General features: G+C 61.9%; 18 protein-coding genes. 8 read left to right on the forward strand and 10 right to left on the reverse strand.

Going from position 1 to position 17,049, the window contains the following annotated elements; genetic code table 11:
* Positions 1 to 17 precede the first annotated feature (17 nt).
* Entirely contained in the window at positions 18 to 1,214 is a 1,197-nt protein-coding gene (locus ASF70_RS09530) for an FAD-binding protein (RefSeq protein WP_062579278.1), read from the forward strand.
* A gap of 79 nt (positions 1,215 to 1,293) precedes the next feature.
* The gene (gene glcF / locus ASF70_RS09535) at positions 1,294 to 2,610 is read left to right on the forward strand and encodes a glycolate oxidase subunit GlcF (protein WP_062579280.1); all 1,317 of its coding nucleotides are present in this window, start codon (positions 1,294 to 1,296) and stop codon (positions 2,608 to 2,610) included.
* Between the two features lie 205 nt (positions 2,611 to 2,815).
* On the opposite strand, the gene ASF70_RS09540 is transcribed toward glcF, so the two are convergent.
* Both ASF70_RS09540 and ASF70_RS09545 read right to left on the reverse strand, forming a co-directional pair.
* On the reverse strand, positions 2,816 to 3,517 hold the full coding sequence (locus tag ASF70_RS09540) for a L,D-transpeptidase (protein ID WP_244473998.1): 702 nt from the start codon (positions 3,515 to 3,517) through the stop codon (positions 2,816 to 2,818).
* Between the two features lie 149 nt (positions 3,518 to 3,666).
* Positions 3,667 to 4,461 carry a L,D-transpeptidase gene (locus tag ASF70_RS09545; RefSeq protein WP_062579285.1) on the reverse strand — a complete coding sequence of 265 codons (795 nt, stop codon included), beginning with the start codon at positions 4,459 to 4,461 and terminating at the stop codon, positions 3,667 to 3,669.
* Between the two features lie 206 nt (positions 4,462 to 4,667).
* On the opposite strand from ASF70_RS09545, the gene ASF70_RS09550 reads away from it, so the two are divergent.
* The gene (locus ASF70_RS09550) at positions 4,668 to 5,291 is read left to right on the forward strand and encodes a DNA-3-methyladenine glycosylase I (RefSeq protein WP_244473999.1); all 624 of its coding nucleotides are present in this window, start codon (positions 4,668 to 4,670) and stop codon (positions 5,289 to 5,291) included.
* Here the strand turns inward: ASF70_RS09550 and ASF70_RS09555 are convergent.
* Genes ASF70_RS09555 through ASF70_RS24600 form a run of 5 tightly spaced genes read right to left on the reverse strand, consistent with a single transcriptional unit; the run spans position 5,278 to position 7,696 of the window.
* A complete protein-coding gene (locus tag ASF70_RS09555; protein WP_062453728.1) occupies positions 5,278 to 5,982 on the reverse strand; it encodes an HAD family hydrolase in 705 nt (234 codons plus the stop codon). The two genes, ASF70_RS09550 and ASF70_RS09555, sit on opposite strands and share 14 nt — an antisense overlap.
* Before the next feature lie 60 nt (positions 5,983 to 6,042).
* On the reverse strand, positions 6,043 to 6,420 hold the full coding sequence (locus tag ASF70_RS09560) for a DUF305 domain-containing protein (RefSeq protein WP_174195687.1): 378 nt from the start codon (positions 6,418 to 6,420) through the stop codon (positions 6,043 to 6,045).
* Positions 6,421 to 6,456: 36 nt separating this feature from the next.
* Entirely contained in the window at positions 6,457 to 7,209 is a 753-nt protein-coding gene (locus ASF70_RS09565) for a hypothetical protein (protein WP_062579287.1), read from the reverse strand.
* A 3-nt stretch (positions 7,210 to 7,212) separates the two neighbouring features.
* Positions 7,213 to 7,482: a type II toxin-antitoxin system RelE/ParE family toxin gene (locus ASF70_RS09570; RefSeq protein WP_062579289.1), complete on the reverse strand. Its 270-nt coding sequence runs from the start codon at positions 7,480 to 7,482 to the stop codon at positions 7,213 to 7,215.
* Complete coding sequence (locus ASF70_RS24600; protein ID WP_062579291.1) at positions 7,466 to 7,696, reverse strand: DUF6290 family protein; 231 nt, start codon at positions 7,694 to 7,696, stop codon at positions 7,466 to 7,468. The genes ASF70_RS09570 and ASF70_RS24600 overlap by 17 nt, the downstream gene beginning before the upstream one ends.
* A 147-nt stretch (positions 7,697 to 7,843) precedes the next feature.
* Here ASF70_RS24600 and hisS point away from each other — a divergent pair, with 147 nt between their 5' ends.
* From hisS to ASF70_RS09595, 4 genes are all read left to right on the forward strand, one after another.
* Positions 7,844 to 9,364, forward strand: a complete 1,521-nt coding sequence (gene hisS / locus ASF70_RS09580) for a histidine--tRNA ligase (protein WP_062579295.1) — start codon at positions 7,844 to 7,846, stop codon at positions 9,362 to 9,364.
* Between the two features lie 199 nt (positions 9,365 to 9,563).
* Positions 9,564 to 10,679 carry an ATP phosphoribosyltransferase regulatory subunit gene (locus ASF70_RS09585; protein WP_062579297.1) on the forward strand — a complete coding sequence of 372 codons (1,116 nt, stop codon included), beginning with the start codon at positions 9,564 to 9,566 and terminating at the stop codon, positions 10,677 to 10,679.
* Positions 10,679 to 11,374, forward strand: coding sequence for an ATP phosphoribosyltransferase (gene hisG / locus ASF70_RS09590; RefSeq protein ID WP_062579299.1), 696 nt, complete (start codon positions 10,679 to 10,681; stop codon positions 11,372 to 11,374). Before ASF70_RS09585 ends, hisG begins: the two co-directional genes overlap by 1 nt.
* The gene (locus ASF70_RS09595) at positions 11,374 to 11,991 is read left to right on the forward strand and encodes a class I SAM-dependent methyltransferase (protein ID WP_062579301.1); all 618 of its coding nucleotides are present in this window, start codon (positions 11,374 to 11,376) and stop codon (positions 11,989 to 11,991) included. The genes hisG and ASF70_RS09595 overlap by 1 nt, the downstream gene beginning before the upstream one ends.
* A 70-nt stretch (positions 11,992 to 12,061) precedes the next feature.
* Here ASF70_RS09595 and ASF70_RS09600 read toward each other — a convergent pair whose 3' ends face one another.
* On the reverse strand, positions 12,062 to 12,508 hold the full coding sequence (locus ASF70_RS09600) for a DoxX family protein (RefSeq protein WP_062453720.1): 447 nt from the start codon (positions 12,506 to 12,508) through the stop codon (positions 12,062 to 12,064).
* A 267-nt stretch (positions 12,509 to 12,775) separates the two neighbouring features.
* On the opposite strand from ASF70_RS09600, the gene ASF70_RS09605 reads away from it, so the two are divergent.
* On the forward strand, positions 12,776 to 13,096 hold the full coding sequence (locus tag ASF70_RS09605; RefSeq protein ID WP_062453719.1) for a hypothetical protein: 321 nt from the start codon (positions 12,776 to 12,778) through the stop codon (positions 13,094 to 13,096).
* Between the two features lie 119 nt (positions 13,097 to 13,215).
* Here ASF70_RS09605 and ASF70_RS09610 read toward each other — a convergent pair whose 3' ends face one another.
* A complete protein-coding gene (locus ASF70_RS09610; RefSeq protein WP_062579302.1) occupies positions 13,216 to 15,150 on the reverse strand; it encodes a methyl-accepting chemotaxis protein in 1,935 nt (644 codons plus the stop codon).
* 239 nt (positions 15,151 to 15,389) lie between these two features.
* Positions 15,390 to 17,036 carry a chaperonin GroEL gene (gene groL / locus ASF70_RS09615; RefSeq protein WP_062453717.1) on the reverse strand — a complete coding sequence of 549 codons (1,647 nt, stop codon included), beginning with the start codon at positions 17,034 to 17,036 and terminating at the stop codon, positions 15,390 to 15,392.
* Positions 17,037 to 17,049: the final 13 nt, after the last annotated feature.

Raw genomic sequence — 17,049 nt, forward strand, 5'->3', positions numbered from 1 at the left:
CCTGAAGTGGGTTTCCTTTGCTGATACCCCATTCCGAAACCGATGCCGCCTATGTCATCCGCAGCGCCGTGGCCGATGGCCGTAAGTTCGCGCTCTGCGGCGGCAACACCCGCTCCGGCTTCGGCAATGCCACCGAGGGCGCAGAGCCCCTGTCGTCGCGCGGCCTCACCGGCATCGTCGATTACGACCCGGCCGAAATGGTGATGACCGTCAAGGCCGGCACACCCGTCGCCGAGGTGGAAGCGGCCCTTGCCGCAAACCGCCAGATGATGGCGTTCGAGCCGATGGATCACCGCGGCATCATGGGCACGTCAGGAGAGCCCACGATCGGCGGCGTGTTTGCCGCCAACGCGTCGGGTCCGCGACGCTTCGTGGCAGGGGCGGCGAGGGACAGTCTTCTCGGCATCCGGTTCGTCAACGGCAGCGGCGAATTGCTGCGCGCCGGCGGGCGGGTGATGAAGAACGTCACCGGCCTCGATCTGGTCAAGCTTCTGGCCGGTTCGCACGGCACGCTGGGTTTTCTGACGGAAGTGACGTTTCGCGTCCTTCCGGTGCCGCAGACGGTGGAAACCATCGTCATCTCCGGCCTCGACGACGAGACCGCCGCCAAGGCGATGGCGGCCGCCATGGCGCTGCCGGTGGAGGTGTCCGGTGCCGCCCATCTGCCCCAGACCGTGCGAGCCCGGTTTATCGATGGCGCCTTGCCGGAAAACGAAGCAACCGTCCTGCGTCTCGAAGGTCTCGCCGCATCCGTCGCGGTGCGTGCCGAAAAGCTGGTCGCCGTGATGCAGGCCTTTGGTCCCGTCATCCGACTCGGCATGGAAGACAGCCTGTCGCTCTGGCGCGAGATCCGCGACGTTCATCCCTATGCTAACGGTGCCGGTCGGCCCCTCTGGCGCGTCTCGATGGCGCCGATGGCCGGCTGCCAGCTTGTCGCCGCTCTTCGCATGGAGGCGGGCGTCGATGCCTATTACGACTGGCAGGGCGGACTGGTCTGGATGCAGATGGAGGCAGATCCCGAAGCCGACTTCCTGCGCGGCTATATTCGCGCACTCGGCGGAGGCCATGCCACGCTCATCCGCGCCTCGAAATCCGCAAGAGCCGCGACCCCGTCATTCGAGCCGGTGCCGGATGCCGTGGCCGCACTCTCGGCCCGGGTCAAACAGAAACTCGACCCGGCCGGGATCTTCTCGCCGGGCAAGATGGGGTGGTGATCATGAGACCATCATCGGTATCGAGGTCCTGCGCCGCCTGCGGCAGGCGGGGCCAAGTTGACAGGGAAGAAGCGCACTGATGCAGACCTCCTTCACCCCCGAACAACTGCTCGACCCGCATGTGGCGGAGTCCGAAAAGATCCTGCGCCGCTGCGTTCATTGCGGCTTTTGCACCGCCACCTGTCCCACCTATGTGACGCTGGGCGATGAGCTCGACAGCCCGCGCGGCCGCATCTATCTCATCAAGGACATGCTGGAAAACGATCGGGCAGCCGATGAGCAGGTCGTCACCCATATCGATCGCTGTCTGTCCTGCCTCTCCTGCGTCACCACCTGTCCCTCCGGCGTCGACTACATGCATCTGGTCGATCACGCCCGCATCCATATTGAAAACACCTACCGCCGGCCGCTTGCCGACCGGCTGATCCGCAGCCTGCTGGCCGCGGTTCTTCCCTATCCGGCACGGTTCAGGACGGCATTGTCGCTGGCAAGGCTCGGCCGGCCCTTCGGCCCGCTGTTGAAGCGCATCAAGCCGCTACGGCCCCTCGCAGCCATGCTGGAACTTGCGCCGAGAGCCGCCCCACCGGCCGGATCAGCCCCCGCGATATCGCAAATGCCCCAAGCGCAACGCCCCGGGCGGGTGGCGATCCTGTCGGGTTGCGCCCAGCCGGTGCTCGATCCCGGCATCAATGCCGCGACACACCGGCTGCTGTCGCGCCTCGGCGTCGAGGTCGTCAGCCCGCAAGGCGAAGGCTGCTGCGGCGCTCTTGTGCATCACATGGGGCGCGAGGAACAGGCGCTGGATTTCGCCCGCGGTAATGTCGATGTCTGGACCCGCGAAATCGAGAAGGGCGGTCTCGATGCGATCATCATCACCACCTCCGGCTGCGGCACCACGATCAAGGATTACGGCCACATGCTGCGGCTGGACCCGGCCTATGCGGAGAAGGCAGCAACAGTCTCGGCGCTCGCAAAGGACATCACCGAATACCTGTTCACGCTTGATCTTGCCAAGCTGGAGCCGAAAAAGCTCACCGTCACCTATCATTCCGCCTGTTCAATGCAGCACGGCCAGAAGATCGTCGCAGCCCCGAAGCAGCTTCTGAAGGCAGCGGGCTTTACCGTCCGCGATCCCGCCGAAGGCCATCTCTGCTGCGGGTCTGCCGGCACCTACAATATTCTGCAGCCGGAGATTTCAGGCCAGCTGAAAGCCCGCAAGGTCAGGAATATCGAGGCGACCAAGCCGGATGTGATCGCCACAGGCAATATCGGCTGCATCACCCAGATCGCGTCTGGAACAGCCATCCCGATCGTCCATACGGTGGAGCTGCTGGACTGGGCCTATGGCGGGCCCGAACCGGCAAAGCTCGCGAGAAAGGCAAAGGCACTCGTCTAGGCGAGGCCGGCCGATCTTACCCTAAAAGGCGACATCGTCGTCTGATTGCCGCCGGCACCGCCCACTCTCCACCCTCATCCCTGTGCTTGTCACAGGGAGTGAGCAGCGTCGCGTCCGCGATGCGGAAGAGTCTCTTCGGTCCGTTAACCTAGACCGACCGCATTCCTGTGACGCGCACAGGAATGCGAGAAGAGATGCCTAACAATCAGCCGCCGAAGATGGTGCGGAAAATGTCGAGGCCGCGGTCTTCGAAGGCGACGTCGCCCGGCTTGCTGCCGGGGCCGATGACGACCACCTTGGAGCCGACAGCAGCGCGCGCGTAAAGATGCTCGACATCCTTGTTCATCATGCGGATGCAGCCGGACGAGAGGTTGAGGCCGATCGTCCAGGGCTGGTTGGTGCCGTGGATGCGAAAGATCGTATCACGGCCGCCCTTGTAGAGGTACATGGCGCGGGCGCCGAGCGGGTTTTCCGGGCCGCCCTGCATGACGACGGGCAGCTTGATGCCGCGGCGGGCCTCACGGGCGCGCATTTCGGCAGGGGGCGTCCAGGTCGGCCATTCCGACTTGCGGCCGATCGAAACCACGCCCGACCAGCCGAAGCCTTCGCGACCGACGCCGATCCCGTAGCGGGTAGCGCGGTTGTTGCCCTCGACGTAGTAGAGAAACTTGTTGTTCGTATCGACGATGATCGTGCCCGGCGCTTCATTGGTGGCGAACCGAACCTTCCGGCGCTGGAATTTCTCCGGCACCGTGCGGTTGCGCACCGAAGGCGCCACGTCGCTGGCGGTCGTCTGCGGCCGCGCCGAACTGGAGCTCTGCGCTGAGGCTGCGTGGGTCGAAGCATCCACTGCCAGAATCGAAACCATCATGCCGGCCACGGCAAACAGCATTTTACCCGATTTCATCCTTACCCCCTGGTATTTTCGTCTTGAACTGCAGGAAAACATGTCCCGACCCATCGCCCGCGGCAAGATGAGACGAGGTGAATATACACGGGCGCTCAACGATCGCCGAAGCCACCGTGGCCATATGGCCACAGCAGCCGCGATGGCGCTTACATCACGATGACTTTGGTGCCGACATCAACACGACCGTAGAGGTCTGTCACGTCCTCGTTGCGCATGCGGATACAGCCGGAGGAGACGGCGCTGCCGATCGTCCAGGGCGCATTCGTGCCGTGGATACGGTAGAGCGTCGAGCCGAGATACATGGCGCGGGCGCCGAGCGGGTTTTCCGGTCCGCCATCCATGCGGGCGGGAAGGTAGTGGCCCTTGGCGGCCTCGCGGCTGATCATTTCCTGCGGCGGGATCCAGCTCGGCCATTCGGCCTTGCGGGTCACCTTGTGTTCGCCGGCCCATTCGAAGCCCGGCTTGCCGACGCCGACGCCGTAGCGCCGGGCCTGGCCGTCCGCCATCACGAGATAGAGGAAGCGGCTGTTCGTATCGATGACGAGCGTGCCCGGCTTTTCCTTGGTGTCATAGGCCACCATCTGCGGCAGGAACTGCGGATCGATGCGGCTGCGGACCGGCGCGTTGGGCCTCATGGCGACCTGTTGCGCTCTCGGCTGACCGCGATCGAATATGCCACGGCGCACCGGCCGCGGCTGGGCCTGCTCGCGGTATATCACCCGCGGCTGTGCGGTCTGCTGCCGGTCGTTCTGCGGCTGGCGATATTGGCGCACGGTTGCTGCCGATCGTCCATTCGGTCCGGCAAGCTGCATCACCCACGGGGCGGCAAGATCCGGGCTGACGATGACCGGCGGGCGGTCGCCGTAGCGGTCGTTTGCCAAAGCTGTGTTGCAAAGCGCGGTCGTCAGGCCTAGGGCCAGAAGCAGGGTCTTCGTCGTCATCGGTTCCACGTCCACTCGTTTACGGATCTGGCGGCCATGGTGAATGGCACGTCAAAGCGTTTGGTAAACGGGTGGGGTGTTCGGCGCTGGAATTCGCATAAAGCTTTAGGCAGGGTTACCGGCCCGTGTGTAAACATGGTTGCCGCAAGCTGAAGACCTGTCAGACTGACGTTAAGGATTGGATTGTCATGGTTTGGGAGAAGCAAGTGGCCGGCATCATCACGAGCGAAGATGGGAAGGGCCGCTGCTTCTGGCACGGCGGTCTCGAAGACTACCGCCGCTATCATGACGAGGAATGGGGCCGGCCGATGGCCGACGATATCAGGCTGTTCGAAAAGATCTGCCTCGAAGGCTTCCAGTCCGGTCTCTCGTGGCTGACGATCCTGCGCAAGCGCGAGAATTTCCGCGCAGCCTTCGCAGGCTTCGATTTCGACACCGTGGCGCAGTTCGGTCCAGACGATGTCGAACGACTGGTGCTCGATGCGGGCATCATCCGCCATCGCGGCAAGATCGTGTCCACCATCAACAATGCCAAGCGCGCCGTCGAGATGCGCGATGAGTTTGGCACCCTCGCCAAATTCTTCTGGAGTTTCGAACCTCGCGAGGAAGACCGACCCGCGATCATGGATCTCGCCACGCTGTGCGCCAACCCCACGACGCCAGTCTCCGTCACACTGTCCAAGGTGCTCAAGAAGCGCGGCTGGACCTTCGTTGGCCCGACAACCGTCTATGCCTTCATGCAGGCCATGGGCCTCGTCAACGATCATTTCGAGGGCTGTTTCTGCCAGCCGGAGGTCGCGCAGGCACGGCTGAATTTCAAACGGCCATGACTTCGGTAAGGACCCGCTGCAACTCGCCAAGGTTCTCGATCTTGCGGAAACGCGGCGCTTCGGTCGGCGCGTCCACATGTTCCAGGACCCAGGTCAGGGCATGCGGCACGTAAACGCCCCAGGATCCCGCGGCGATGGCCGGCACGATATCTGACTTCAGCGAGTTGCCCACCATCATCGCCCGTTCCGGCCCGTCGGCCAGTTTTTGGAAAATGCGCCGATAGGTGGTGGCCGTCTTGTCCGAAACGATCTCCACCGCATCGAAGAAATCGCCGAGGCCCGATTGCGCCAGCTTGCGTTCCTGGTCGAACAGGTCGCCCTTGGTAATCAGCACCAGCAGATAATGGCCGTTCAGCGATCTTAGCGTTTCTTCCACATGCGGCAGCGCCTCGACCGGGTGGCGCAGCAGCTCCCGGCCGATATCGAGGATTTCGCCGATGGTGCGGGATGGTACGTTGCCGTCCGTCACTTCGATCGCGGTTTCGATCATCGACAGGGTAAAGCCCTTTATGCCGAAACCATAATATCCGAGATTGCGCTTCTCGGCCTCCAGCAGTCGCGCGGAAATATCGGCGCCATCGCCAAAATCACCAAGCAGCTTTTGGAAGTGCCGTTCCGTCAGGCGGTAGTATTGTTCGTTCTGCCAGAGCGTGTCGTCGGCATCAAAACCGATTGCGGTAATCGGGCGCATGTCACCAGCCTCCAGACCGTCAAGATACGGAAGGATGCGACGTTGGACAAGCTTCGAAGCTTACTGTCCCTTCGCCTTCAGCCATGCCTGCATCTCGGCAATTTCCTTTTCCTGCGCCTTGATGATCTCTTCAGCCAGCTTGCGCAGGTCAGGGTCCTTGCCGTGTTCCAGCTCGACCTTGGCCATATCGATCGCGCCTTGGTGGTGAGCGATCATGCCGCGCGCGAAATCGACATCTGCATCGCCGGAATAGTTCAGCGACATGTCGCTGTGCATTTTTGCAGCCGCATCCTTGTAGGCCTTCGTAGACGGGCTTGTGTCCGTCTGTCCCTGCGGCTTTGTCGAGGAATGGTCATGCCCCTTCATGTCCTGCGCAACGGCCAGGCTGAAGGAAAGGGCAAGAACGGCGGCGGCGATGGGGAGCGTGCGTGTCATCATGCACCAAAGCTAAAACGCAGCTTCGCGCAAATCAAGCTACCGCGCGATCACATCATGGACAGCCTGATACTCACGGCCAAGTTCGCCATAGGGCGCGACCGGCCAGCACCAGGCTCGGACCGCCTGCGGCGGCGTAAGGCCGGCCAGAAGATCCGTTGTCTCCAGAACCTCTCCCTGCCGATCGACAATCCTGTAGGCGGTATCGGTCAAAAGGATCTGCCGGCAGGGCAGGGCGGAGATGCCGTCCAGATGCGCGTTTACGAGCTTGGCGACGATGGCATCCGGTTCCGCATGCCCGGTCTTCTCGAGCTGCCGCCGTGCGCCGACGCCGATCTGAGACAGGATATTGGCCGACACGACCAGATCGAGATACGGCACCTGCCGCAGAAACGCCAAAGGCTCCGGCACGTCGCCCGCAAGTGCCGCGTCGAGACCCGAGAGATTGCGCGAAATCAGCCGCACATTCCGGTATCTGCCCGCAAGCATCCGCAGCCGCACGGAGGCGAGATGCACCAGATCGACCAGCACGACCGTATCGAACGCCTTCGCCAGATCCTCGATCGGCACGTCGCGCAACAGCCCCGAGCCAAGCACGACGACGGTCCGCCGCTGCTTCATCCCGACAATCGTTTCACGAATGAAAGCCTTGCAATTTTCCTCATGCGGCGCCCAGGCATCGGCGCATCGATTGGCCCGCGACCATAGATTGACCGAGGACCGGATAAACGGCCGGAATTCAGCTGGCGTGACCGGCAAGGTCGCGGTGTAGTGAAGCGCTTCGAGGATCATGGCTTAGCGATAGACTTTCCGGCGATGGCCGACTTCCATCACGAGCACGACGAGTTTCTGGTCCTGAATATCACAGATGATGCGGTAGTCACCGACCTTGTATCGCCAAAGGTGCTTGAACCTTGACCCCTGCAGGGCTTCGCCAAGCTTGCGTGGGTTATCCAGCGGCTTGACCCGCGTGTGGAGAAATTCCCGTATGCGGGAGGACTCTGTAGAGCCCATCTTGCTGAGCTGTTTGATTGCGGTTGCCTGAAAGTCAATTTTCCAGGCCAAGCTCGCGCTCCATCTCGTCCCAGGTGTAGGTTTTCTCACCGGCTTGGAGACGTTCCATGGCCGCTTCCCCGGCCGCGATATCGTACATATTCTCGAGATGCTGCTCGATGACATCTCGCATATAGACGTCCGGCGCGGAGCCGGCCTCTGCGGCGTAGTCTTCGACAAGCTTCAGCATTTCATCCGGCATTTCGATCGTGACGCGCTTGTTCATGGCCGTAACCCTTGTGGTGGCGCAATATATACCACCGCTCTGGCCTGTTCGCCAGCGGCCGCCCTTGCCGCTCCGGCTGTCATCCTCTAAGAAACCGCACACTAATCCGGCCTTTCCCGAAGGCCCGAAGGCAATGGAATATCGATCATGAGCGACAAACAAAAGAAGCCCCAGAAACTGAAGGCCCGCCTGCCGCGCGGCTTTGTCGATCGTTCGAGCGCCGATATCCACGCCACCAACGAAATGGTCGGAAAAATCCGCGAAGTCTACGAGCGCTACGGTTTCGATCCGCTCGAGACGCCGCTGTTCGAATATACCGATGCGCTCGGCAAGTTCCTGCCCGACAGCGACCGCCCCAACGAGGGCGTCTTCTCGCTGCAGGACGACGACGAACAGTGGATGTCGCTGCGCTACGATCTGACCGCGCCGCTCGCCCGCCACGTCGCGGAAAACTTCAACGAGATCCAGCTGCCTTTCCGCACCTACCGCGCCGGCTACGTCTTCCGCAATGAAAAGCCAGGCCCCGGCCGCTTCCGCCAGTTCATGCAGTTCGACGCCGATACGGTCGGCGCACCCGGCGTCCAGGCCGATGCCGAAATGTGCATGATGATGGCCGACACGATGGAAGCGCTGGGCATCAAGCGCGGCGATTACGTGATCCGGGTAAACAACCGCAAGGTTCTGGATGGCGTCATGGAGGCGATCGGCCTCGGTGGCGACGACAAGGCCGGCCAGCGGCTGAACGTGCTGCGCGCCATCGATAAGCTCGACAAGTTCGGCCCTGAGGGCGTTGCTCTGTTGCTGGGTGCCGGCCGCAAGGATGAGAGTGGCGACTTCACCAAGGGTGCGGGACTTGGCGAGGAACAGATCGAAAAGGTTCTCTTCTTCGTTGGCATCAAGGATTACGCGGAAAGCGCGGCTGAACTCGGCGAACTGGTTGCTGGAACAGCCAGGGGCAGCGAGGGCGTTGAGGAACTGAACATCATCGGCGCGCTGGCAACAGGTGCCGGTTACGGCCCCGATCGTATCAAGATCGACCCCTCCGTCGTCCGCGGCCTCGAATACTACACCGGCCCGGTCTTCGAAGCCGAACTCACCTTCGACGTCACAAATGATAAAGGCGAAAAGGTCGTGTTCGGGTCCGTGGGCGGCGGTGGTCGTTACGATGGTCTCGTGTCGCGCTTCATGGGCCAGCCGGTGCCGGCCACCGGTTTCTCCATCGGCGTCTCGCGGCTGCTGACGGCGCTGAAGAACCTTGGCAAGCTCGGCCAGGATGAGGTGGTCGCACCCGTCCTCGTCACCGTCATGGATGGTGATGTCGAGAGCATGGGACGCTACCAGAAATTCACGCAGGATCTCCGCCAAGCCGGCATTCGCGCTGAAATGTACCAGGGCAACTGGAAGAAATTCGGCAACCAGCTGAAATATGCCGACCGCAGAGGCTGCCCGATCGCCATCATCCAGGGCGGCGACGAGCGCGCCGAGGGTGTCGTGCAGCTGAAGGACCTGTTCGAGGGCAAGCGCCTCTCCGGCGAGATCACCGACAATGCCGAATGGCGCGAAGCCCGCGTCGCGCAGGATACGGTCGCAGAAGCCGATCTCGTCGCCAAGGTGCAGGAAATCCTGGCAGCCCAGGCCGAAGATCGCAGGCGGGCGAAGGGCGAATGATGTCTGTGCCGGTGGCTTTTCCCCTCCCCAACCCTCCCCACAAGGGGGAGGGAGCGCGTTGGTGCGTGACGCCAGCGTCGGATCTCCTGCTGCGCCTCGCTGGTGAGATCGGCGATTGCCGCGGGTCTTCTCCCCCCCCGTGGGGGAGATGGGCGGCAGCCCAGAGGGGGACTTTCTCCCCTACCGCAGGAGCCGTCCCATGCCGCTGATCAACATGCCCGAATTCTCCGGCCGCCTGCTCGATGAATTTGCCGGTCGCGGTGCGGCCCGCATCGATACGCCGGTGATCCAGCCGGCAGCACCCTTTCTCGACATGGCCGGCGAGGATCTTCGCCGCCGCATCTTCCTCACCGAAAGCGAGCGCGGCGAAAGCCTGTGTCTGCGGCCGGAATTCACCATTCCCGTCTGCCTGCGCCATATCGAGACCGCCACCGGCACGCCGCGGCGCTATTGCTATCTCGGCGAAGTGTTTCGCCAGCGGCGTGACGGCGACAACGAGTTCTATCAGGCCGGCATCGAGGATCTCGGCGAAAAGAACGTCGCAAGCGCCGATGCCCGGGCCGTCACCGATGCGGTCGAAATCATCGCAAGCCTGCTTCCCGGTCGCGCTCTCACGATCACGCTCGGCGATCAGACCGTGTTCGAAGCGGTCGTGCGCTCGCTCGGCCTGCCGCTCGGCTGGCAGAAGCGGCTGATCCAGGCGTTTGGCAATACCGCGCTTCTGAAACAACTGCTGCTGACGCTTGCGACCCCGCAGCCGGTCGCCGGCCTGTCGCTAGAACTTGCCGATCTCCTGCGCAAGGACGAGGCGGCGCTGATCGACCATATTGACCGGACCATGCAAGACACCGGCTATTCCACCAATGCCAGCCGCTCGCCGCGCGAGATTGCCGCACGGTTGACGGAAAAGCTGGCGCTCGCCGAAACCCGGCTGGATGGCGCAGCACTTCTTCTCTTAAGCGAGTTCCTGTCGCTGGAACTGCCACTTTCGGAGGCAGCCGCCGCTCTTGCCGGTTTTGCCGATGCCGCAGGCCTGTCCTTCGGCCATGCGCTTGGCGAATTCGAAGCCCGCGTTGCAGCGCTTCAGGATCTCGGCATGGACCCGTCGCGCATCACATACCGTGCCGCCTTCGGTCGTCCGCTCGATTATTACACTGGCCTCGTTTTCGAGGTCACGCAAAAGGGGTCGGATGCGGTTCTGGTCGGCGGCGGTCGCTTCGATCGGCTGCTGACGCTGCTCGGCGCCGTCGACGATATTCCGGCCGTCGGCTTTTCGCTGTGGCTCGACCGGATCGAACAGGCGAGGGCGCGCTGATGACCATTACCATCGCTTTGCCCTCCAAGGGCCGCATGAAGGACGACGCCTCGGCGATCTTCGAGCGCGCCGGCCTTCCCATCGTCGCCGTCGGCAATGACCGCTCCTATCGCGGTCGCGTCGAAGGCCATGAGGATATCGAGATCGCCTTTCTCTCGGCCTCCGAGATCGCCCGTGAACTGGGCGCCGGCGCCGTCGATTTCGGCGTCACCGGCGAGGATCTCGTGCGCGAGGGACTGGTCGATGCGGACCGGCAGGTCGAGATCGTCGCCCGCCTCGGTTTCGGCCATGCGGATGTGGTCGTCGCCGTTCCGGAAATCTGGCTCGACGTCGATACCATGGCCGATCTCGGCGATGTCGCCGCCGATTTTCGCGCGCGTCACGGTCGGCGGTTGCAGATCGCCACGAAATACTGGCGGCTCACCCAGCAGCATTTCTCGTCGCAGCACGGCATTCAGCTTTACCGCATCGTCGAAAGCCTCGGCGCCACGGAAGGCGCACCGGCGGCAGGCCAGGCCGATATCATCGTCGATATCACCTCGACCGGCTCGACACTGCGCGCCAACCACCTGAAGATCCTGTCGGATGGCGTCATCCTGAAGTCGCAGGCCTGCTTGGTGAGAGCGCGCAAATCCGCGCATGAGAGCGATCCGCGCATCGCGCATATCGTCGACGCCGTGCGCAACGCGCTCTGATGGCCGGCGAAGACGCCAATATCATCGGGCTCTACGAACGCCACGCAGCTGCCTTCGACAAGCTGCGCGGCAAGACCCTGTTCGAGAGGCCGTGGCTCGACAGGTTTGCGGCCACCATGCCGCCGCGCGGTCACGTGCTCGATCTCGGCTGCGGTGCAGCGGAACCGATTGCGGCAGATCTGATCCGCCGCAATCTTCGCCTCACCGGCGTCGATACGTCGGAAACGCTGATCGGGCTTGCCCGCGAACGGTTTCCGGGCCGCGCCTGGATCGTTGCCGACATGCGCAAGTTCTACCAGCCGACCAAGTTCGATGGCATCATCGCCTGGCACAGCTTCTTCCACCTCAACCCGCAGGACCAGCGCGCCATGTTCCCGCGCTTTGCAGCACTCGCTGGCCCCGGTGCGGCGCTGATGTTTACCGCCGGCCATTTCGAAGGAGAGGCGATGGGGGAGTTCGGCGGTGAACCGCTTTACCACGCCAGCCTGTCACCGGAGGAATACGAAGCGCTTCTTACAAAAAACGGCTTCGAGGTGCTGGCAAGCGTCGCCCAGGATCCGCAATGCGGTGGCGCAACCGTCTGGCTGGCAAAGAACATCCGCCGCCGGACATCATAGCAATTCAAGAATAAAAAAAGCCCACCAGTCAGTTGACTGGCGGGCCTTCATGGCAGGGAACGCTCAAAGGTTAGGCAGCGATTGCGACCTTACCGCGGCGTGCATCGACCGAGTAGAGACCTGGGCCGTAGGTGGCGAGCAGGATGTAGGCGCCGGCCAGCGTCACGTTCTTCATCAGCATGATGCCGTTGAGCGTGTTGATCCAGCCAAGAGCGGCATCCGGCCAGCCGGGAACGGCAACGGTGCCCGAATGGAACATCACGCCGGTAAAGATGCAGAACAGGGCGATGGCCCAGCCGGCGATCTTGGTCTGGAAGCCGACGAGAACGGCAAGACCGGCAACGAATTCGAACAGGCCGGCGAGATAGGCAAGGGCGGTTGCAGCCGGCATGCCGGCGCCTGCGATCATGCCGGCAGTGCCTGCAGGATCGGCCAGCTTACCGAAGCCGGCAAAGATGAACATGAACGACAAAAGGATACGCGCGACAAGGATGATGATGTTGTTGGTGCTGGACATGGGAAGTCTCCGGGTTGCGGCGCTGGATCTTTCTCCCCGCCGCGTGTGAATTCTTGAACCGGACATTACCCCTTTCTGCCAAACGCGAAAGATGAACGATCGGAGACTGTTTGTCTCATAAAAGTGAACGATCAAGGCCATTTTAGAATGTGCAAAAAATCGCATATGCGAGCGAAGGTGAACGCAACCTTCAGCCGGGGTTCACCGTTTGGCACCTACCATCGGGTCGTTCTCACATTGAGTTCGACCTCGAACTAGGAGGAAGATATGAAGAAGATCGCCATCACCACGCTCGCACTCGTCATGGCGTCTGCATTTGCAGTGCCGAGCTTTGCGCAGACATACCGCAGCGAAAGCCGCGAAAACCGGCAGGAAAACCGGATCTACCGCGGTGCCGTCACCGGCAAACTGACGCCGCAGGAGCTTCGCAACATCGCTCGCCAGCAGAACCGCATCGATCGCGCCCAGAACCGCGCAGCCCGCGATGGCGTAATCACCCCGCGCGAGCGCCGCGAGATCGAGCGCCGCCAGAACAACGCGTCGCGCAACATCTACCGCAAGAACAACAACGGCCGCACGATGTACTAAGCCGAGCGGCACTTGAAATGACCTTTGACCGTCCGGCTCTGCCGGGCGGTTTCTTTATGGGCGCGAAACGAAAAAAGGGCGGCCCGGAGACCGCCCTTTCGGTTCGTCAATGTGGTCAATCAGAACTCTTCCCAGTTGGAGGCGGCTGGCGCTAGCGAACCGAAGGCCGACGCAACCTTCTTGGCGAGGGTGCGTGCCGGCGAGGGGGTGGCGCGGGCGGTTGCGTGATCGGCAACGCGCACCGATGCGGACATCCCGCGGTCGCCTTCGGTGTTGAACCGACCGACGAGCTCGCGCAGTCGCTGGGCTTCCTGGGCAAGCGCAGCGCTTGCCGCCGTTGCTTCTTCCACCATCGCGGCGTTCTGCTGGGTTACCTGGTCCATCTGGTTGACGGCAACATTGACTTCCGACAGGCCGACCGACTGTTCCTTTGCGGACGTGGCAATCGCATCGAGCTGCGAGTTGATCGCCACGACATGATTCTGGATCACCTGAAGCGCAGTGCCTGTGGCGCTCACCAGTTCGACGCCATTCTTGACTTCGGACGCCGAGTTCCGGATCAGGTCCTTGATCTCCTTTGCCGCCTGCGCTGAGCGCTGCGCGAGCTCGCGCACTTCCTGGGCAACCACCGCAAAGCCCTTGCCGGCTTCACCGGCGCGCGCCGCCTCAACGCCCGCATTGAGGGCGAGAAGGTTGGTCTGGAAGGCGATTTCGTCGATCACGCCGATGATGTTGGAGATCTGCGAGGACGACTGTTCGATCCGCTGCATCGCATCGACCGCTTTTGCAACGACGGCGCCGGACTGGGCAGCCGATTGATTGGCTTCGATCGCCATCGACCGGGCTTCTTCCGTGCGGCTGGTGGAGGTGCTGACATTGGCCGTGATCTGGTCGAGCGCTGCAGCTGTCTCTTCGAGCGAGGCGGCCTGCTGTTCGGTACGTTTCGACAGGTCGCCGGCGCTCTGGCTGAGTTCGCGGGATCCGCCGTCGATCGCGTTGGTGGCGTTGGCGACGGAGTGGAGCGTGTCGCGCAGCTTGGCGACCGAGTCGTTGAAATCCGCTCGCAAGCCTTCGAAGTCTGCGGCGAAAGCCCGGTCCAATTGGAAGGTCAGGTCTCCGGCCGAGAGCCGCTTGAGGCCTTCCGCCAGACCATTGGTCGCCTCGGCCATCGCCTCGCTGCGTTGGCGTTCGCTCTCCGCGTTGCGGACACGGTCCGCTTCCTGGGTCGTACGGTTCAGCTCGGCTTCATGCTCCATTTCCTTGCTGCGCAGAGCATTGTCCTTGAACACCTGCAAGGCCTTGGCCATGCTGCCGACCTCGTCGCGGCGGTCCGCGCCGGCCACCAGCGCCGACAGATCCCCGTTTGCAAGGGTCAGCATCGTGCGCTGCAAGTGCTGGATGGGTCGTGCAAGCCAGGCACGGATCAGGAAGAAGCCTGCGACGAGCACGAGGGCGAGACCTCCGATAACGGCCCCGAAAGTGGCGTAGATGGTTGTCTTCGCACTGGCGCTGAGATTTTCGCTTTCCTGATTTGCAGCTGTCATCACTTCGTCGGTCACCACCGTGAGTTTTTCGGTAACGGCCGCAAACTTCGGCTTGCAGTCCCTCATGAAGGCTTCCTGAGACGCCAGCACGGCAGCCTCGTCCGTGGCCTGAGCTGCGGCCTGAACCACAGGGCCGCAAGCGTCATTGAGAACGCTCAAACCTTCCGCCTTGATCGGCGCCAGCTTGGCATTAGCGGGAAGGGCCGCCATCGCCTTGTCCATCCAGCCACCAAAAGAGGATTTGGCTTTTTCAAACGCCGCAAGATTGCTCGCGTTCTCTGCGTCAGTGCGCGACACAAGCAGGTCGCCAACGGCAGCGTGCCCGGTCTGCATGTAGCGATTGGCGCGTGCAATTGCCAAAGTTGCCAGACTTTCCTGCTGGAGAAGCCCGCCATACTCGCTATCCAGCGTTCGAATGCTGTTGCTGCTGTAGAAGGCAGTTGCGACGACGAATATGCCGAAGAACGACATGAGCGTCAGAAATTTACCGATCAAAGATACGTGCTTCATGGCAACCTGCGCGTTGGTGTTTGATTAAGCGCAGTTAATGTGAAGTTGCTTAGAAGAGCGTCACTGCCGAATTACTATTTTATACGAATAAAAATTATCAGTCCTTGTCGTTCGGTAAGTTCAGAGGGGGAAATGCTATGCATGCCGTATGCCTCAATAGCAGAAAGGGCGCCGGTTGCCCGACGCCCTTTCCGAAACACTGAACCTGAAGGATCAGATGTGCAGACCTTACGGCCTGATCACATCATGTCCATTCCGCCCATGCCGCCCATGCCGCCGCCGCCCATGCCGCCGCCAGCCGATTCCTTCTTAGGAAGTTCGGCAATCATGGCTTCGGTGGTGATCAGCAGCGAAGCAACCGAAGCTGCGTTCTGCAGAGCCGTGCGAACGACCTTGACCGGGTCGACGATACCCATGGCGATCATGTCGCCATATTCCGACGTCTGGGCGTTGTAGCCGAAGTTGTCGCTGTCGCCGTCGAGGATCTTGCCGACAACGATCGAAGCTTCGTCACCAGCGTTGGTTGCGATCTGGCGAACCAGCGACTGCAGCGCCTTGCGGACGATGTTGATGCCGGCTTCCTGGTCGTCGTTCGCGCCCTTGGACGTGATCTTGGTCGAAGCGCGCAGGAGTGCGGTACCGCCGCCTGGGACGATGCCTTCCTGAACGGCAGCGCGCGTCGCGTTGAGCGCGTCGTCGATGCGGTCCTTGCGTTCCTTGACTTCGATCTCCGTGGAGCCGCCGACGCGGATGACGGCAACGCCGCCAGCGAGCTTGGCAAGACGTTCCTGCAGCTTTTCGCGGTCATAGTCCGAAGAAGTTTCTTCGATCTGTGCCTTGATCTGTGCAACGCGGCCTTCGATGTCGGTCTTCTGACCGGCGCCGTCGACGATCGTCGTATTTTCCTTGGTGATCGAAACCTTCTTCGAACGGCCGAGCATGTCGAGCGTTACGGTTTCGAGCTTGATGCCGAGGTCTTCGGAGATGACAGTGCCGCCCGTCAGGATGGCGATGTCTTCCAGCATGGCCTTGCGGCGGTCGCCGAAGCCAGGAGCCTTGACGGCAGCAATCTTCAGGCCGCCACGCAGCTTGTTGACGACGAGCGTTGCAAGAGCTTCGCCTTCGACGTCTTCAGCGATGATCAGGAGCGGTTTGCCGGTCTGAACGACAGCTTCGAGAACAGGCAGCATGGCCTGAAGGTTCGAAAGCTTCTTTTCGTGCAGAAGGATGTAAGCGTCGTCGAGATCGGCGACCATCTTTTCCGGGTTGGTCACGAAGTAAGGCGACAGGTAGCCGCGGTCGAACTGCATGCCTTCGACGACTTCGAGTTCGGTTTCAGCGGTCTTGGCTTCTTCGACGGTGATAACACCTTCGTTGCCGACCTTCTGCATGGCTTCAGCAATGTCACGGCCGACCTGTGCGTCGCCGTTTGCCGAAATCGTGCCGACCTGTGCAACTTCTTCCGAAGTCGAGATCTTCTTGGCGTTGGCCTGGAGATCCTTGACGACTTCTGCAACGGCGAGATCGATGCCGCGCTTCAGGTCCATCGGGTTCATGCCGGCGGCCACTGCCTTGTTGCCTTCGCGAACGATGGCCTGTGCAAGAACGGTAGCAGTCGTTGTGCCGTCGCCGGCGATGTCGTTGGTCTTCGAAGCAACTTCGCGGACCATCTGGGCGCCCATGTTTTCGAACTTGTCTTCAAGTTCGATTTCCTTGGCGACCGAAACACCGTCCTTGGTGATGCGCGGAGCGCCGAAGGACTTGTCGATGATGACGTTACGACCCTTTGGGCCGAGCGTGACCTTCACTGCGTCAGCGAGGATATCGACGCCGTGAAGCATCTTTTCGCGCGCGGTGCGGCCAAACTTGATTTCTTTAGCTGCCATGTTGGGAACTCCT

The sequence above is a fragment of the Rhizobium sp. Leaf321 genome, from assembly GCF_001423215.1.
GTDB lineage: Bacteria > Pseudomonadota > Alphaproteobacteria > Rhizobiales > Rhizobiaceae > Neorhizobium > Neorhizobium soli.

Coding starts and splice junctions, on each gene's coding strand:
- ASF70_RS09555 (WP_062453728.1), bottom strand. CDS start 5,982: ATGCGCCCGATTACCGCAATCGGTTTTGATGCCGACGACACGCTCTGG.
- ASF70_RS09540 (WP_244473998.1), bottom strand. CDS start 3,517: ATGAAATCGGGTAAAATGCTGTTTGCCGTGGCCGGCATGATGGTTTCG.
- ASF70_RS09565 (WP_062579287.1), bottom strand. CDS start 7,209: ATGATCCTCGAAGCGCTTCACTACACCGCGACCTTGCCGGTCACGCCA.
- ASF70_RS09585 (WP_062579297.1), top strand. CDS start 9,564: ATGCCGCTGATCAACATGCCCGAATTCTCCGGCCGCCTGCTCGATGAA.
- ASF70_RS09605 (WP_062453719.1), top strand. CDS start 12,776: ATGAAGAAGATCGCCATCACCACGCTCGCACTCGTCATGGCGTCTGCA.
- groL (WP_062453717.1), bottom strand. CDS start 17,036: ATGGCAGCTAAAGAAATCAAGTTTGGCCGCACCGCGCGCGAAAAGATG.
- ASF70_RS09560 (WP_174195687.1), bottom strand. CDS start 6,420: ATGATGACACGCACGCTCCCCATCGCCGCCGCCGTTCTTGCCCTTTCC.
- ASF70_RS09600 (WP_062453720.1), bottom strand. CDS start 12,508: ATGTCCAGCACCAACAACATCATCATCCTTGTCGCGCGTATCCTTTTG.
- ASF70_RS09595 (WP_062579301.1), top strand. CDS start 11,374: ATGGCCGGCGAAGACGCCAATATCATCGGGCTCTACGAACGCCACGCA.
- hisG (WP_062579299.1), top strand. CDS start 10,679: ATGACCATTACCATCGCTTTGCCCTCCAAGGGCCGCATGAAGGACGAC.
- glcF (WP_062579280.1), top strand. CDS start 1,294: ATGCAGACCTCCTTCACCCCCGAACAACTGCTCGACCCGCATGTGGCG.
- ASF70_RS09545 (WP_062579285.1), bottom strand. CDS start 4,461: ATGACGACGAAGACCCTGCTTCTGGCCCTAGGCCTGACGACCGCGCTT.
- hisS (WP_062579295.1), top strand. CDS start 7,844: ATGAGCGACAAACAAAAGAAGCCCCAGAAACTGAAGGCCCGCCTGCCG.
- ASF70_RS09610 (WP_062579302.1), bottom strand. CDS start 15,150: ATGAAGCACGTATCTTTGATCGGTAAATTTCTGACGCTCATGTCGTTC.
- ASF70_RS24600 (WP_062579291.1), bottom strand. CDS start 7,696: ATGAACAAGCGCGTCACGATCGAAATGCCGGATGAAATGCTGAAGCTT.